The sequence below is a fragment of the Treponema sp. R80B11-R83G3 genome (genome assembly GCF_054786115.1).
In genome coordinates this window covers 1-16,363 of record NZ_BDHF01000050.1, presented here as the reverse complement: position 1 = coordinate 16,363, position 16,363 = coordinate 1, and the positions used below count along the sequence as shown (strand labels likewise).

The following is a 16,363-nucleotide window of genomic DNA, read 5'->3' as shown; positions in this document are numbered from 1 at the left end:
AATTTTTTCGTATAAATTAAATCATCTTTTCCAGTTCATCTACAAGTTTGCCAAAAACACGACAGGCGGCGTTTACGGGTTCGGGGCTGCTCATATCCACTCCGGCGGCTTTTAATGATTCGATGGGGAAGCGTGAGCCGCCGGATTTAAGGAAGGTGAAATAGTCTTGTCTTTCTTTTTCGCCGCCTGATAGAACGCGATCAGCTAACGCAAGGGCGGCGGAGACTCCTGTCGCGTATTTGTAAACATAAAACGCGTTGTAGAAGTGGGGGATACGCAGGCCTTCAAGATCGCTTGCCTCTTCCAGCGCCATTTCCGATCCAAAATATTTTTCCAAAAGTTTGCGGTATTCGCTTCTAAGAAGTTCTACCGTCAACGGAGTGCCGCCTTCTTCAAGTTCGTGGGTTATTTTTTCAAATTCTGCGAACATGGTCTGGCGGTACAATGTGGCTAACAGGTCGTCGGCGTGTTTGTTTACTAAATATAGGCGCATTTCTTTGCTGTCCGCGCGTTTTTCCAAATAACGGAATAACAGCTCTTCGTTAAATGTGCTGGCTACTTCCGCCTCAAATATCGTGTAATTGTAGTGCGGGAACGGGTTGTTTCGCGCCGAGTACCATGAGTGCATTGAATGGCCGCCTTCATGGGCGAGGGTAAAAACGTCTCGGATTGAATCTTCTTTGTAGTTCATCAAAATGTAAGGGTCGCCAGTGAAACTTCCGGCGGAAAACGCGCCTGAGCGTTTGCCTTTGTTCTCGTAACGGTCGGCCCATCTGCCAAGAAGCCCGCCGCGCAGGACGGAGACATATTCGTCACCTAACGGGGAAAGCGCGCCGCTTACAAGATCGACGGCCTCATTCCAGCTTGTTGTTTTTTTCGCTGCGGAGACAATGGGCGCGTATACGTCATAATGGCGAAGTTCCCGCAATTTAAGCGCGCGTTTGCGAAGGCTGTAATAGCGGTGTAATGCGTCAAGGTTGTTATTTACAGACGTTATAAGATTATCGTAAACAGACTCGCTGACATCATTACCGAATAGGGAGGCCGCGCGTGCGGATGGGTAGCCCCTTATGCGGGCGTGAATCACATCCTGTTTGACGGAGCCGGAATAAAGGCTTGCGATAACATTCTTGTGCGCTTCAAAACAGTTGTAGAAAGTTTGATACGCGCGCTTGCGCAAATCGCGGTCGTCGCTTTCCATGAAGACAGAAAAAGACGACTGTGACAGGGGGCGTTTGCCTTCCTTAGTGTCAATCATGCCGAAGTTAAAATCAACATTTGTAAGCACGGAAAAAGCGTCGCTAACCGCCCCTTCCCCCTCCGAGTGAATAGCTATTATACGCTCTTCCTTGTCGCTTAAAATATGCGGTCTGTAGCGCAGAATCCTTTGCAAAGAAATACGGTGATCCGTCAATCTTTCATGCGGTAAAAATGCCTCCATCTCTTTTTGCGGAATGGCGAGTATTTCCGGGTTATCCCATGAAGATGCGGCCCCTGCTTTTGCGCCCGCCATCGTTATTTTTCCAACCATCGTGCGGGCTGGTGCCGCCCCCTCATCTTCGCTTTGCCTTAAAAACGCGTAATTGCCAAGCCTCTCGCCTAAGAGGTTAAGGCGAGTTGAAAAATCAAGATAATCCGCGAGGTGAGAGGCGGATTTTCCCAACGTTCCCTGAAATGACGGAATTTTTTCTATCATTTTTTCAAATTCAGCAAGGGACTTATTCCATTCCTCATCATTGGGAAAAAGTTTTGACAAATCCCATGTGTCGGATACGGCAATATCGTTTCGTAAAGGTATGTTTATTTCGTTATCTGACATTTTTTTCTCCTGTGATAAAATTATTTTGACAATGCCGCGACCGCTGCCCCGAAAAGGCTCGCCTGTTCCACAGGAGAGACGATATATGGGCGCGGTTTTTCCTTGAAAAGCATTTGATGAAGATAAGATTCAAGGGAGCGGCGCATTCCTTTGTAAATAAGGTATGTAGTTCCCTCCACGGCGACTCTGACTGGCGAATACGGTTCATATCCGCCGCCGGACTTGATGACGGTTGCGGCTAACACTGCCGCAGAAAACAAAGCGCCGCGCTCAGTAACAATCGACGTAATGTATTGCATTACTGCAAGAGCGGCGCTTTCATCGGCGCCAAAGAGAGAGCCTAACGGACCTTGATTTGAAAGGGGAGCGTGGGTAAACTCATTTAAAGTTCTTGTTTCAAGATGGGGCATATTTAAAAGTTCATCTGATTTTCTAAAACGTAAAACTTTATCTTTTATCGCCTGTTTTAGAATGTGTAATGTCAAGGGGCCAAGATACGCTCCCGCCGTCGCTTTTTCAAGAAGGTATCCGTCGGGGTTTTTTGTCGTGCTGTCATATTCTTTATCAAGCTTGCCTCGGTAATTGACGCTGAAATTTCCGCTTTCGCATACCACGATTTGCGGTGAAGAAGGGGAATTAAAGCCGATTTTTGGAATGACGGTTTCCGTGTAAGCCGTGTTAAAACCTGTTCCTAAAATAAATCCGATAACAGGGCCGCTTTTAACGCTAAAGTCAGCGATTGTACGCGAAGCCTCTCCATCGGGAGAAATTGATACAAGACCGGAGAGCAAGGTAGCGACGGTGTCGTTTAACAAAACGATTGGACCTGAATACTTGCAGCCCTTTGCAGAAAGAGCGTCGCGCAGTCCTCTGCCGATTGCCTTTCCAATCACGTCTGGAGCGTCCACTTCCTTGCTGAACGATAAAAGAATTCCGTCAGCGTCCTGCGTAATTTCCATTGGATAAGAAAATGTAAAACCGATGCCTTCAATCTTTGCGTCATTAAGCAAGGGCAATGTAACATTTGCGATTGCCTCAAAATATTGCTGGGCGTTTACATGGCCATAAGTTCCCGGCATAGGCATCTTGTTTGTTCCCTGCGGGACGGCCTCGCCGTTTTCTTTAAAATGAACAAGGCTTGCCCTTAAATTGGTTCCGCCCGCGTCCAGCGCAAGGACTGTCTTCCCGGGAGGAATATTTGTAATTGGAGAAATATACGACGGAATCATGGGAAGGCTTGATTTCTTGCCGTTAAGCCCCCTGTCCATCTCCGTTAATACGTCCTTTACAAGCGCGTCCGGATTTATATTTTTATAATGAAAGCCATAATGCGAAGCAAAATCGGACAATTCTTTTGGATTGAAATTACTCATTTTTTTCTCCCTTTTTAATCATTATATCATGTTAATAGCATTTATAAAAGTCTAATACCTGAATTATACTATTACACGATGTATGCCTAAAGAATTTATTCATCTACACCCTGTGTGGGTGCGGTTTATTGCTCCCCTTTGTGTTCTTAGTACCTTTGTAATCTTCGTGAGAACCTTTTGCGAACCACTGACATCTTGACTAAAAATAAAATTTTGGGCTAAATAGAAGTACCGGGGATATAGCTCAGTTGGTAGAGCGATAGGTTCGCAATCTATAGGCCTGGGGTTCGAATCCCCATATCTCCATAAAGTATGCCCCTATTGACTATTTTTGAGGATTTTGGCATATTTAAAAAAGTTAAGGGTTAGAACGCTTTTGGCCACCTTAGCTCAGTTGGTAGAGCAGCAGACTGAAAATCTGCGTGTCTGGAGTTCAATTCTCCGAGGTGGCAAAAACTGCGCCCCGTAAAGGGGCTATGGGAAAGGATAATAAAACCATATTAATACGGTACTTCTAGAAATTATATTGCACAATGGACAGAACTAATAACAATAATGGAAAAGGAGAGCAGTATGTTTAATAAAAATGCTTTAGCGGCAATTATTTCTAAATATAAAAAGGATTTTAAACAAATTCATGAGGAAGAAATTTATAAATGGAAAGCGGTAAAGTGCTTTCAGGATAATTGGGATGAAAACGCCGCTGATTTTCCGGCAATGTTAAATCGCGCCTTGTCCAAAGCGAAAAATTTGCTTACGTCCTATAATTTTTATGCAAGAGGTATGATCTGCGAAATGGCTCAAGAAGCCCCTGAAGCTGTAAGGGCTATGTTTATAGCGCTTTTTGATGAACATAGTCCGGTTACCGAAAGAATTGATAATTTTATTGAAAGGGCGGAAGAATTGCGCCTGAAATACGGCGGCGGTTCATGGCGCCAACATTATCAAACGGCAAATTCTGTCAGTGTTTATCTGTTTTTCCAGAATCCAAATAAATACTATATCTTCAAATATCGAAAATTCAGGGATTTTGCGGCAAAAATCGAATATTCGGACGTGCCTAAAATGGGAAGGCCCGAAGGATTACAAAAATACTTTGATATGTGCAATGAAATTCTTGAAGTGGTTAAGCAAGACAATGAATTGCTAAATTTGAGTAAAAACCGTTTGACAGAAGAAGATAGCCCTGACAATGACTTTCATATTTTAACCGAAGATATTGTGTTTTATGGGAGCAGGCAAATTGAAAAAACAACAGATGGATGGTGGCCGACCGAAGAGGAGTACTCACCGGGTATTGATAAGGAAGAGTGGTTAAAGCTTTTATCCGATAAAAATATCTTCACGCATGATTCAAAAGCCATAATGAAGCGTATGTTGCATATAGGCGGTGAAGCGACTTGTACGCAGTTAAGCCAAGAGTACGGGGAATCCAAGAATTTTTATAATAGCGGTTCTTCCTACCTTGCAAAACGTATTTCCAGGGCAACCGGCTGTAGTGTCATGACCACGGCTACACGCTGCTCAATGAAAACGGGAATAAACGGCGGATATATTAAAACTTTCTAGCTGCCAAGGCCGGTGATCTTCTCATTGGATATGAATCTACCCCTGTTAAGCAAATCGTCGCTATATGTAAAATTTCCAGAGGAAATGACGGTGAGTCTGTATATTTTGTTAAAGAGGAAGGGTTGTCTAAACCTATTGAATACAGTGCCATCAAAGACATTGATGAATTTCAAAAAACGGAATTTTATGTTAATCCTAACGGCAGTCTTTTTAAACTGACAAAGGACCAATATGAACTATTGCTTGATATTATCAGGGATCAAAATCCCTCCGTTGATGATGAACGGTACGATGTCTATACAAAGCAAGACTTTCTTTCCAAGGTTTTCTTATCGGAGGAAGAATATGATTCGTTAGCGGCGCTTCTGGAACACAAGAAAAATATCATATTACAGGGCGCTCCCGGAGTCGGCAAGACATTTATGGTTAAACGTTTGGCATATTCCATACTTGGTAGAGAAGATGATAACAGAGTAAAAATCGTCCAGTTTCATCAAAACTACTCATACGAAGATTTTATTATGGGTTATAAGCCTGATGAAACAGGTTTCAGATTACAAACCGGAATTTTCTATGAGTTTTGCCGTCAAGCTGAAAACAATCCCGATGACAATTTTTACTTTATCATTGACGAAATAAACCGTGGTAATCTCAGCAAGATATTTGGCGAATTGCTTATGACGATAGAAAAAGATTATCGCGGTAAGAAAATTACGATGGCATATAACGGCCTTCACTTTTCCGTACCTAAGAATCTCTATATAATCGGCATGATGAATACGGCGGACAGAAGCCTTGCTATTATTGATTATGCCCTTCGCAGAAGATTTAGCTTTTTCGATATGAGGCCTGCGTTTGAAAACGACAATTTCAAATCTTATCAAAAATCATTAAACAATAAAGCGTTTGATGATCTAATTGAACTTATAAGGGAACTTAACCGTGATATAGAGAAAGATGCCTCACTCGGCAAGGGGTTCTGCATAGGGCACAGCTATTTCTGTGGACAGAAAATATGCACTGATGGATGGCTTTCCGAAGTAATTGAATATGACCTTATACCAATGCTCAATGAATACTGGTTTGACGATGAGGCTAAAGCTCAAAGCTGGGCGAGAAAATTACGCGGTATTTTGCATGACTAAAGATAAACAAAGCATAGTCATAAAAAATATCTACTATATGCTTTCCTATGCTTATCAGAATTTGCAACACAATAATTACAAAGAAATAGAAACAGAGTATTTTGAAAATATACAAGACATTGACGCAAAGTACTACGGAAAAATAATGCAAACACAGTATGATTCCGATACATTCCAATCAAATAATCTGTATCAGATATTCGCCTATGTAAAAAATGAAGACAAAAATAATACAGGATTGGTCAGTGGAATGCTTCTTTATGCAAAAACAGATGAAGATATTTTTCCTACCATGATATATGATTTAGGCGGTAATCGGATCGGCGTAAAAGCACTTGATCTTGGTAGGGATTTTTCAAATATAAAGAAACAACTCAATGCAATTATTAATGAATGGAGTTTAGCATGATTGAGATTCAAATCTCCTATAATTTTAGTTATACTTTTAGTTGATATATATCTGTTAAATAATGTATAACTAATAAAATATAATTAATAAGCTAAACTGATATTATGACAGATCATTTTTTATACTAAATAAAAACAGGTTATAAAAGGAACTATAGCTCCTACTTCGTATTAACATTATGAAAAAACAAGCAGGCGAAAAACTGATTATAATAAGTATTATTGGTTATTGGCGGCATATACCTCAACAGGGACAATAAAATGTCTCTTATGGAGGCCAAAATGACCGATTGTCGCCAGTTATTAGCACGAAATATGAAAAAATACCGCCAAATTTTAGGAATATCTAAAATGGCTTTGGCCAATAAGGTTGGGTGTTCCACGACACTAATAGGAAACATCAAGCCCAATGCACCGGCGCGAATCCCCGGTATCCGCTGATCGAGGAGATTAAGGGGGTGTATTTGACTTGTTACTATGGGGAGGAAAAGAAGGTTTAAGATGGAGGCGATCTGCTTGACAGAAAGCGTCTTATATAGTATTTTTATAACTAAGAGGAGAAGGCTTTTATGAATATTGAAGATATTAAAATTGAAGATGCTACGGATGCAAATTATGTTATCAAAAAATTTTTTAATAACGACTTAAAAAACATGAAAATGGCCCAGTTGGAACAACTTGTACTGACTGTTTATAATATGGGCAAAAAAAGCGGCGGATCAACCGATAACGTGCCTGATAAGATTGAACCGAAACCCCTTGAAAAAACGAACCCATTTAAGCTTAACGACAGGGTAAAAATCCTTGAAGACGTTGAAATAGGCCATAGCGGGGAAATTATTCAAGCGGAGACCGTAGGTTCGGTAACTTATAGCAAAGGAGACGCCATAACCGTTTTATTTGAAGAGGGTGAAGACGGAGAAATGGTTGAGGTCAGCGTCTCGCCTGATAAAATAGAAAAAATTTAATTTTTGTTATTATCACTCAAGCTGAGCAAATGGCAAGGAATATTCTTCCATATCCCGAAGGTAAAGACCGTCTGTCCAGTCCGCATCAAACAATCTCTTTTGCATAAACGGCATGAGCAAAAGGCTGACGCTGACCAGTACCAGCACAACGCTGAAAGCAAGAAATTTATGAGGCGTATCAAAATATTAGTAGACAAAAATCACCGGTTATTTTACACTAACCATACATGAATCTTGTTGAAAAGACCCTTATTGAAAACATCAACAACTCAAATTCATTGTTTGTTTTTCCGACAGATATAAGCGCATCCGGCTGGGCTGACCGCTTGCTCCGCCTTCAAGAGGGGACAATCGCGATGAATAAATTTATCGCATGGGATGATTTTAAACAGAATTCAATTAAGTCCAAAGTGCAAAATAAAAGGAGTATCCCGTCCGTACTTAGAAAAATTTTTGTAAGCAGTCTTGTTAATGAAAACGCGCAGAATGCGGCGCAAGGAAAAACGCCGATTTTTTCATCACTAATTAAAGCAGAGTGGGCGCAAGCGGCGGCTCAATTTACGCCGTGGCTCACAGGCGTTTTACCACAGCTTGGCGTATGGTTTAAAAAGGTTACAGGCTTAACTGCGGACAGTATCCTTGGCAATGAAGCGGAAAACGCAGCTTCCAAAATGGAAGGCGATGATAAGGATTTATTTGTCCTGATACGGCGTTACGCGCTTTTTCTTAGCGAGCATAATCTTTTTGAACCGGCTTGGGAAACTCCGCCTTTTAATGATGAGGGAAAAGAGGTTTTTATTTTTTTTCCTGAGTCACTTTCCGATTATGGCGAATATAGGGAATTGTTGGCTGACAGCCGTCATGTTAAAACAATAAGAGCGTCAAATACTGATGATTTAAAAAGCGATACTTTTTTTTACCCAAATTCCCGAAGCGAAATAAAAGAAGCCGCTCTTTACATTCGCGCCTTAAATGAAAATCACGGCGTAAACTGGGATTCAATCGCCGTTTGCGTCCCTAACTCAGAGAATTACGAACCCTATGTGTTGCGTGAGTTTACTAACAGAAATATCCCCTTTGTAAAACGTTCAAGCAAACTACTCTGTGATTATCCGGCGGGCGGCTTTTTCCGCTCCATACTTGAATGTGTTTCGCAGAATTTTCCTTTTTCAGCCCTTGTCTCCCTAATAATGAATAAAGCTCTTCCCTGGAAAAACTCTCTTCCCATAGAAAAACTTGTACAATTCGGAATAGATAACAACTGCCTATATTCATGGGTCGAGGAAATTGACGGAGAGGAAAAATACATCAATGTTTGGGAAGACGCTTTTAATAACCCCATACGTTTTTATGACAGGGAAACGCGTGAGCTTTTTAATGAGCTAAGAAAACGGCTTAACTCTTTTCGCCGCTGTGAGTCATTCAATGAAATTCGCAGGCAGTATTTTATTTTTCGTGAATATTTTTTTGATATGGAGACTTGCGGCGAAGAAAGCGATCTTATTCTGTCCCGCTGTATCTCAGAATTAATGAATCTTGTAGAGATAGAAAAAAGTTTTCCCGATGTAAAAGCGCCGGATCCATTTTTATTTTTTACTGAATATTTAGACGAAGTCCCGTACCTTCCGCAACAGGAGTTATCGGGCGTGGCGATTCTTCCTTACAAGACTGCGGCGGCGGCTCCTTTTGACTGCCATATAATACTCGGCGCGGGACAGGAAAGCCTATCCGTTGTTTATTCGCGCCTTGATTTTCTCCCCAGAAAAAAACGCGAAGAGTTGGGTATTCTCGATGAAGACGCGTCTTTAAGCTTTATTAATATGCACAAATATAACTCTAAAAAAGTTTCGGCTTTTTTTTGCAGTGAGCAAACTTTTTCAGGCTTTGCCATACCGCATTCAAAAATTGATTCTCCTTCAGAGCCGAGAACGCGTTATTCGACAGACGCGGCGTTTGCTGATAAATTCGCGCAGGATTATTTTGACGCTGAAAGCGCTTTTTATTCTTCACTTGCTATTACAAATGATGAAAAACTTCATGAGAGTCAAATAAACGGATTTACAAACTGGAAAAACCGCCGCAGTAAAAAAAGCACTTCAAGTGGAAAATGGACAGCCGGCGAAAAAATAAAAGACATTATTAAAACACAATACGCTAAAACAGGCAAATACAGCGTATCCGCCACATCGCTTCAAAAATATTATCAGTGCTCTTTTAAATGGCTCTTTGAAAATGTATTCGCTATTGAAAACTCCCGAATTGAAACAAGCCTAATGGCGGAAAATTTATCTGGTCTTGTTTACCACGCTATATTAAATAATTTTTTTACAGAATTAAAAAACGGCTCTCCTCTGCTTGTACCAGAGCAAACGGATTTAGGTTTGTCTCTTCCACCGTCTTACCGCACTTTGCTTGAAAAAAGCATAAACAAAATTTTTGACTGTTTCCCGTTATTAAAAACTGACGGTCATCCCCAGATGAGCGCCCTTACCGCACGCCTGTTACGCGCCGGAAAAGACGATGTTAATTATCATCTTGAAAAATGCCTTTCTTCTTTTCTTTCTTTTTTTGCCGGATACAAAGTGGCCGGAAGCGAGTGTAATTATAAATATGAAAATGACACATATATACTTAACGGATTTATTGATTGTATTCTAAAAGAAAATCGTGATGGAATTGATAAATATGTCATTGTCGATTTTAAATTAAAATATATGCCCGCCCGTTGTGATTGCACCGCAGACGAAGAAACGCCTCTTACTGATTTTCAACTCCCCATGTATATAACATTAATCGAAAAAAACGAACATTTTGAAGTATACACCGCCCTCTTTTACAGTATTCTCGATCAAAAACCGCAAGTTATAATCGGAACGGTTCATGATAAGAGCGCAAATAAAAATATTCCTTCTAAAGAAGAGGATCAAATTATCCGAAGTAGTGAACGTTATATGAAAATATTTAGCGAATTTAAAAACAGAACGGAGCAATTTACAGAAGAAATATCGTCCGGTAATTTTACGGTTTTTCCGCAGGACAACAACGATTGTTTCAACTGCGATTATCAGCGCCTATGCCGGACAGTCTATATTATCGGACGCGAAAATAAAAACACTTTGGGGAAACATTGATGAATGAAAAAACAAATATTAAGCGGTTAAATGAAGAACAAAAAAAAGCCGCTTTCTGTGAAGAGAACGCCGTTGTCGCGGCGGGAGCCGGCTCGGGCAAAACTATGGTGCTTGCCCATCGTTTTGCCTGGCTTCTCACAGAGAAAGGTTATAAAGTAGATGAAATATTAACGCTTACATTTACAAAGAAAGCCGCCGCGCAAATGTATAAAAGGATATACTCGCTGCTTTCGCAAATCGCTCAGGAGGATAGCGGCATAAAGAGCCAAAGGGCGCAAAAAGCGCTTGATGATTTTATTCACGCTAGAATACAAACATTGGACTCATACAGCACTTCGATTGTAAAACAATGCGCGCCCCGTTACGGTATAAGGCCTGATTTTCAAATTGATCAACAGAGGTGCTATAATATCGCTTTGGAAGTTTCGTATCCATTTTTTATAACGCACCGCCATCATCCGGCGGTAAAGAGACTTTATTCGGGAAATCGTCCTAACAACATTGTTCACAATATATTTGCCGACGTTTTATTTAATTACAGTTTAATCGACAAGCCCCGTGATTTTTTGGCTGATTTAGATTATCAATTTAACGTTCTTTGCTCGCAGTGGGATAACCAGATTAAAAATATAAAAAAAGTGTTAGACGATATTAAGCGTGACATTGGCGAGGATAATTCGTTTCTTCCTATTCTTGTCCAGGTAATTGAAAAAGAAAAAGCTGAAAATAATTACATACCTTGGAGCGCCGATATAAAAAAATATTTTAATCAATTAAAAAATACTCCGGTAGAAACGGTAATTGAAGAAGCTGAATCCCATCCGCTGCATAAATCCTTTTTAAAGTTTTTGTTTTTTTTACATGCCATAAAAATTATAAGTTTAAGAGGAGGAAAAAAATCCGATAATCCTGTAAAGAAGAATATCTATTTACTTCGTGATATTTACGATGCCTTTTCAGCTTTGGCAATTTCGTGCATGCAGGCGGGTTTTATTATTTCGATAATGTCTTTGCTTTCAAGATTGCAAAAGCGTTATCTTGAAAGAAAGCGGACGGAGGGCGTTCTTACTTTCCACGATGTGGCAAGCCTTTCCAGAACCATTCTTATTGAGCAAACCGATATAAGGCGCAGCGAAAAAGACGCTTTTAAATCAATAATGATAGACGAGTTTCAGGATAATAATGAACTTCAAAAAGACATTCTTTTTCTTCTTGCAGAAAGATCGAATAAATTAAATAAGGGCGTTCCTCCTGCGGAAGATTTATGCAAAGGGAAACTATTTTTTGTGGGAGATGAAAAACAGTCTATTTATTTTTTCAGGGGGGCCGACGTATCCGTCTTTCGCAAGTTAAAAGAAGAAATAAAAAGCGATGACCTCCCTTTAAAAACAAATTATCGCTCTTCCGCCGGTTTAATAGGCGCTTTCAACGCTATTTTTGGCGGAATTTATCCAGATTCCGAAGAAAAAACTCCGTCTGTAAAATACAATTCCGTTTTCTCGCGGTCAAAAAACCTGCCCCTCTATGAAGCTGAATATGCCGCTCTTAACGCGGGAAGCACAGGCGGCGGAAATTTAACACTTTGTATTTTAAATAAAAAAGCTGAGGCGGAAGAAAATGATCGCTTATCCGCAGATGAAAATGAAGCGCGGTTTGTCGCCGAGAAAATAGAACAATTACTGTCAGAAAAATATCAGCCCGATGATATTGCAATTCTTTTTCGCAAGCGCTCGACTCAGCATTTTTATGAAAAACATTTAAGAACACTGGGAATTCCATACGCTTGCGAAGATATTAACGATTTATTTTACGGCGGCCCTGTAAATGATATTTTATCAGTCCTTCGCCTGGCCGCCCATCCAATGGATAAAGCCGCCTACGCCGAGATGCTCCGCTCTCCTTTTGCGGGACTTTCCCTATCGGGAACCGCCGCCTGCCTTTCCGTTTACGGTGAAGCTCCAAATGACTCCCAGCCATTTGACGGCAAACCGCTTGAGTTTCTTGAAGCCGCTGATAAGGAAAAATATCTTTGCGGAAAAAATGTCTATTTGTCAATTTGTGAAAAGGCAAAAGTAAAAAATATTAGCGAGCTTGTAAGCGAGTTATGGTATAACGAAGGATACCGCTACGAAACGGAATGGAACCCTCAGACAAGCGTCTACAGGGAATTGTTTGATTATCTTTTTCATCTAACGGCTAACGCTGACGCTGAGAATCAGGGGCTTGCCTCTTTTACGGATTCAATGATTGAACTTAGGGATTCAGGAGAACGGCTGTCCGAGATTGAAATTCCTCTTGAACGAAAAAGCGCCGTTCATATTACGACAATACATAAAAGCAAGGGGTTGGAATTTCCCGTCGTGTTTGTTTGTTCCTGCGGGAAAAAAAGCCAAGTAGACAACTGCGACGACGTATATCTTTCCGATACGGCAGGTCTTGTTTTCAGCCCGCCGCCGCCGCTTGAGTGCCGTTCAATTTCAGGAAAGCGTAAAAACTTTTTCTGGGAACAGGCTAATGAAGAAACAAAAAGAAAAAGAACCGCCGAACTCAGGCGGCTTTTATATGTCGCTATGACTAGGGCGGAAAAAGAACTGTATATAACAGGCTCTCTTAATATTGATGATAAAATTAAAACAGATGATTTTTCGCTTTTATTAAAAAAACATATAGAAGAAGAACAATCCAAAGGAAAAGAAAATTATATTGAAGGCGATTCGATTTTGAATAACGACACGATGTTCGGTCTTCTTTTACCGGCGATTGCCTCCCATATTCCAGACGAGGGCCTAAAAAAAGATTCAAGTTTTTTCAATCTGGAAGAAATACCCGTTTTAACGGAAGAAGATTTAAAAAAACAGGAAACAGGCCTTTACGGCATAACAAACGATCAAAATGGATTAAATGAATTCTTTAAGAAAGTTTCTCCTTTTTATGAAAGAAAGGAAATTATTAAAACTCTTTTTCTGCGTAAAAATCACATAACGCCGGTATCACTGAAAAAAAACGAAGAAGAAAACAAAGAAATCGAGGGTAAAGAGCTGCCTGTTAAAGAAGAATTTTCAGGTATTAAATCAAGAGATGTTTTTAGAAAAGTAGATTCAATACTGTCCCGTTTTTCACAAAGCGATGATGAAGCGTCTGAAAGATTTAATTCGGGCAGTTTTGGAACAATCGCCCACATTTGCGTTGAGGCGCTTTTGGAAAATACGGAGATTGTAATCCCGTCAAATATTTCAGGGCTTTTAAATGAAGATGAATTTAACATTCTGCTTGAAGCGGGCAAGAAATTAGCCCGCCGTTTTGTGGCTTCTCCCCTGGGAAAGATAGCGCAAATGGCGAAGCAACGGGAGAGCGAGTTTCCGTTTAGGACGCTGTTAAAAAGCAAAGCAGGAAAAGAAATTTTTATTAATGGCACTATAGACCTGTTTTTCGCGGATAAGGACGCGGTGCATATAGTGGATTTTAAAACTGACAGCAGCGAGAAACCCTGGGAGCATACGGCGCAGATGGCCTGTTATTATCAGGCTATTTCAAATCTTTTTGCTACCCATGTAAAGAAGGAATGTCGTATTTGGCTTTACTATCTTAGAACGGGGCATGCGGTGGAGATGACTGATCGGGTTAGGATGGTGAATATTGAGCAGAAGGCGTTTGAGTGATGATTAAGATGTATGCCCAAGTAATTTATTTAGTACAGTCAGGGCAGGGCTGCGGGTGGCAAAAACTCTGGGGAACCCGCCTACGGAGCCTTCCACCGCCTAATAAACAAATATTAGCGTTATACTTCGAAATCTTTTTTTTATTAGGCGGTGGACGTTTATTCTCTGAATTTTCTTTGTTTTATTCCCAAGTCTCCTACGGCGGGGAATTCCAGAAGATGTTTTTGCCACCCGCAGCCCTGCCCTGACTGTACTCAAGGAATTTATTCGGCATACATCTTATTGCGCTAATAAGCACATCACAGTCTGGAGTTTTGCTGAACACAAAAAATATGATAGGCTCGGTAAACGCAATGATAACTATAGTTTTCTCTTTGGCAAAACTCCCAAGCCTATACGCTACATATGGGGCTGGTCGGGAGTCAAGGTACACCATGAAAAAGTGGTGTCGGTTACCACTGCGCTTTGGCTTTACTACCTTAGAACGGGGCATGCGGTGGAGATGACTGATCAGGTTAGGATGGTGAATGTTGAGCAGAAGGCGTTTGAGTGTTGACAAAGATGTATGCCCAAAGATTTATTTAGTACAGTCAGGGATTTTATTGGGCATACATCTTAAAGCGCTAATAAGCATTTTTACCAGTGTGATTAACTCCCATATTTAACATACTCTGCAAGGTAAGGTACACTTTCTTTCGTTATTTTGGCTCCAGACTCGGACGAAGCCCGGCTGGAACCGAACTTTACAGGTAGTGTCGCTGATTTGTCAAACGACACTACCGAAAACCGGTCTCAGGCACAGTTGCACTCCCTTTGGTTTTCTTAATTGTCGTTCCAGTACGCTATATGAGGTAATGAGCCGCCGTCGTTTTGAGTTTCGCCCACGGCGACAAATTTGCCGTTACCATAGGCAATTCCCCTGATTTCACCTCGTGCGTTGTCGCTTGTGTTAAATGTTGTATTCGCTATAGCAGTCCATGTCCAGCCGGCGCTTTGGCTGTCGCCGACTTGAGACGAATACGCCGCTTTGCCTTGCCAGCCCACGGCGACAAACTTATTGTTGCCATAGGTGATAGCATTGATGCCCCATTCGCCGAATGTGCTGTTTATTTCTATGTCGCCTAGTCTGTTGATCCATATTATACCATCACTCGAAAATGCGATTTTGCCGGTGGGAGTCCCGGCGACAAACGCGTTGGTCATGTTGCCGCCCCAGGCGATTGCGTAGATTGTAAAGTTTAATTTGCTGTCCGCTACGGCTGTCCATGTTACGCCGTCAGACGAATATGCCATTTTTCCATTGTCGCCCACGGCGACAAACTTGGCGGTACCCGGTCCCCAATAGTCGTCGCTATAGGCGATGTCCCTTATGTAGTTATTGCTTGAGCCGAATACGCCTCCAATTACTTGCCTGTCTAATTTTGTCCATGTTACGCCGTCAGACGAATACGCAATACTTGCATTGCCGCCCACGGCGACAAACTTGTCAGTTCCCCAGACGATTGCGTAGAACCATATATCGAATATGCTGTCCGCTACGGCTGTCCATGTTACGCCGTTAGGCGAAGTCGCCACTGCGCCTCCATTTCCCACAGCGACAAACTTCTCATTTCCGGCAGTACCGCCCCATGTGATGCCGTTAAAGGCATTTGTGAATGTGGTGTTCGATACGGCTGTCCATGTTACGCCGTCAGACGAATACGCAATTTTGCCGCTGTTGACTATGCCACTATCTCCGCCCACTGCGACAAACTTTTCCTGTCCGGCAGCGCCGCCCCATGCGATTGCATTGATTCTGCTTGTGCCGAATGTGGTGTCCGTTACGGCTTTCCATCCGCTGTCGTCTTTTTTGCCGCCGTTGTCATCATCGCCGCTGCAAGCCGCCATTGAAAACCCAATTACCGCTACAAGGGCGATAATCCCGATTAGGTGTACCAAAGGTACATTGCTTTTGTTTTTCATAGAAAACTCCTTAAAATTGATATATGAAAAAGCCTTATGCGACCGAGGGGCGCGCGACTGAAAGTCGTGCGACTGAAAGTCGCTTGGCGTTTTCCCAAAGATTGGAAAATGAGAAATAATATTATTTTTTGATGAAAAAAACGGTGTTAAGTGATTTGTATAGTTGACACGATTATTGTTAGGTGAGTATAATTGCGTTGCGTGTTGCGTGTTGCGTGTTGCGTGTTGCGTGTTGCGTGTTGCGTGTTGCGTGTTGCGTGTTGCGTGTTGCGTGTTGCGTGTTGCGTGTTGCGTGTTGCGTGTGGCGTGTTGCGTCTTGCGTGTTGCGT

9 protein-coding genes and 2 tRNA genes are annotated in these 16,363 nt (G+C 41.5%); 8 read left to right on the top strand and 3 right to left on the bottom strand.

Features of this window, described 5'->3' with window-relative positions:
* Nucleotides 1-16 precede the first annotated feature (16 nt).
* On the bottom strand, nt 17-1,819 hold the full coding sequence (pepF, locus tag ACYVRH_RS08330) for an oligoendopeptidase F (RefSeq protein WP_461256457.1): 1,803 nt from the start codon (nt 1,817-1,819) through the stop codon (nt 17-19).
* Between the two features lie 20 nt (nt 1,820-1,839).
* Nucleotides 1,840-3,192: a hexokinase family protein gene (locus ACYVRH_RS08325; RefSeq protein ID WP_461256456.1), complete on the bottom strand. Its 1,353-nt coding sequence runs from the start codon at nt 3,190-3,192 to the stop codon at nt 1,840-1,842.
* A gap of 233 nt (nt 3,193-3,425) precedes the next feature.
* On the opposite strand from ACYVRH_RS08325, the gene ACYVRH_RS08320 reads away from it, so the two are divergent.
* From ACYVRH_RS08320 to ACYVRH_RS08285, 8 genes are all read left to right on the top strand, one after another.
* Nucleotides 3,426-3,498: transfer RNA gene (locus ACYVRH_RS08320), tRNA-Ala, on the top strand.
* Between the two features lie 73 nt (nt 3,499-3,571).
* A tRNA-Phe gene (locus ACYVRH_RS08315) sits at nt 3,572-3,644 on the top strand.
* A 121-nt stretch (nt 3,645-3,765) separates the two neighbouring features.
* Entirely contained in the window at nt 3,766-4,761 is a 996-nt protein-coding gene (locus tag ACYVRH_RS08310) for a hypothetical protein (protein WP_461256455.1), read from the top strand.
* 122 nt (nt 4,762-4,883) lie between these two features.
* A complete protein-coding gene (locus ACYVRH_RS08305) occupies nt 4,884-5,906 on the top strand; it encodes an AAA family ATPase (RefSeq protein WP_461256454.1) in 1,023 nt (340 codons plus the stop codon).
* Nucleotides 5,899-6,315, top strand: a complete 417-nt coding sequence (locus tag ACYVRH_RS08300; protein WP_461256453.1) for a hypothetical protein — start codon at nt 5,899-5,901, stop codon at nt 6,313-6,315. The genes ACYVRH_RS08305 and ACYVRH_RS08300 overlap by 8 nt, the downstream gene beginning before the upstream one ends.
* A 568-nt stretch (nt 6,316-6,883) precedes the next feature.
* Entirely contained in the window at nt 6,884-7,282 is a 399-nt protein-coding gene (locus tag ACYVRH_RS08295) for a hypothetical protein (RefSeq protein WP_461256452.1), read from the top strand.
* Nucleotides 7,283-7,509: 227 nt separating this feature from the next.
* Nucleotides 7,510-10,413 (top strand): PD-(D/E)XK nuclease family protein, encoded by a 2,904-nt coding sequence (locus ACYVRH_RS08290; RefSeq protein WP_461256451.1) that lies wholly within the window; start codon nt 7,510-7,512, stop codon nt 10,411-10,413.
* A complete protein-coding gene (locus ACYVRH_RS08285) occupies nt 10,413-14,072 on the top strand; it encodes a UvrD-helicase domain-containing protein (RefSeq protein WP_461256450.1) in 3,660 nt (1,219 codons plus the stop codon). Before ACYVRH_RS08290 ends, ACYVRH_RS08285 begins: the two co-directional genes overlap by 1 nt.
* 822 nt (nt 14,073-14,894) lie before the next feature.
* Here ACYVRH_RS08285 and ACYVRH_RS08280 read toward each other — a convergent pair.
* Entirely contained in the window at nt 14,895-16,034 is a 1,140-nt protein-coding gene (locus tag ACYVRH_RS08280) for a sialidase family protein (protein WP_461256449.1), read from the bottom strand.
* Between the last annotated feature and the right edge of the window lie 329 nt (nt 16,035-16,363).

What these genes read in the sequence shown, in the direction of transcription:
- ACYVRH_RS08280 (WP_461256449.1), bottom strand. Translation starts at nt 16,034, where the DNA reads ATGAAAAACAAAAGCAATGTACCTTTGGTACACCTAATCGGGATTATC.
- ACYVRH_RS08290 (WP_461256451.1), top strand. Translation starts at nt 7,510, where the DNA reads ATGAATCTTGTTGAAAAGACCCTTATTGAAAACATCAACAACTCAAAT.
- ACYVRH_RS08295 (WP_461256452.1), top strand. Translation starts at nt 6,884, where the DNA reads ATGAATATTGAAGATATTAAAATTGAAGATGCTACGGATGCAAATTAT.
- pepF (WP_461256457.1), bottom strand. Translation starts at nt 1,819, where the DNA reads ATGTCAGATAACGAAATAAACATACCTTTACGAAACGATATTGCCGTA.
- ACYVRH_RS08310 (WP_461256455.1), top strand. Translation starts at nt 3,766, where the DNA reads ATGTTTAATAAAAATGCTTTAGCGGCAATTATTTCTAAATATAAAAAG.
- ACYVRH_RS08285 (WP_461256450.1), top strand. Translation starts at nt 10,413, where the DNA reads ATGAATGAAAAAACAAATATTAAGCGGTTAAATGAAGAACAAAAAAAA.
- ACYVRH_RS08300 (WP_461256453.1), top strand. Translation starts at nt 5,899, where the DNA reads ATGACTAAAGATAAACAAAGCATAGTCATAAAAAATATCTACTATATG.
- ACYVRH_RS08325 (WP_461256456.1), bottom strand. Translation starts at nt 3,192, where the DNA reads ATGAGTAATTTCAATCCAAAAGAATTGTCCGATTTTGCTTCGCATTAT.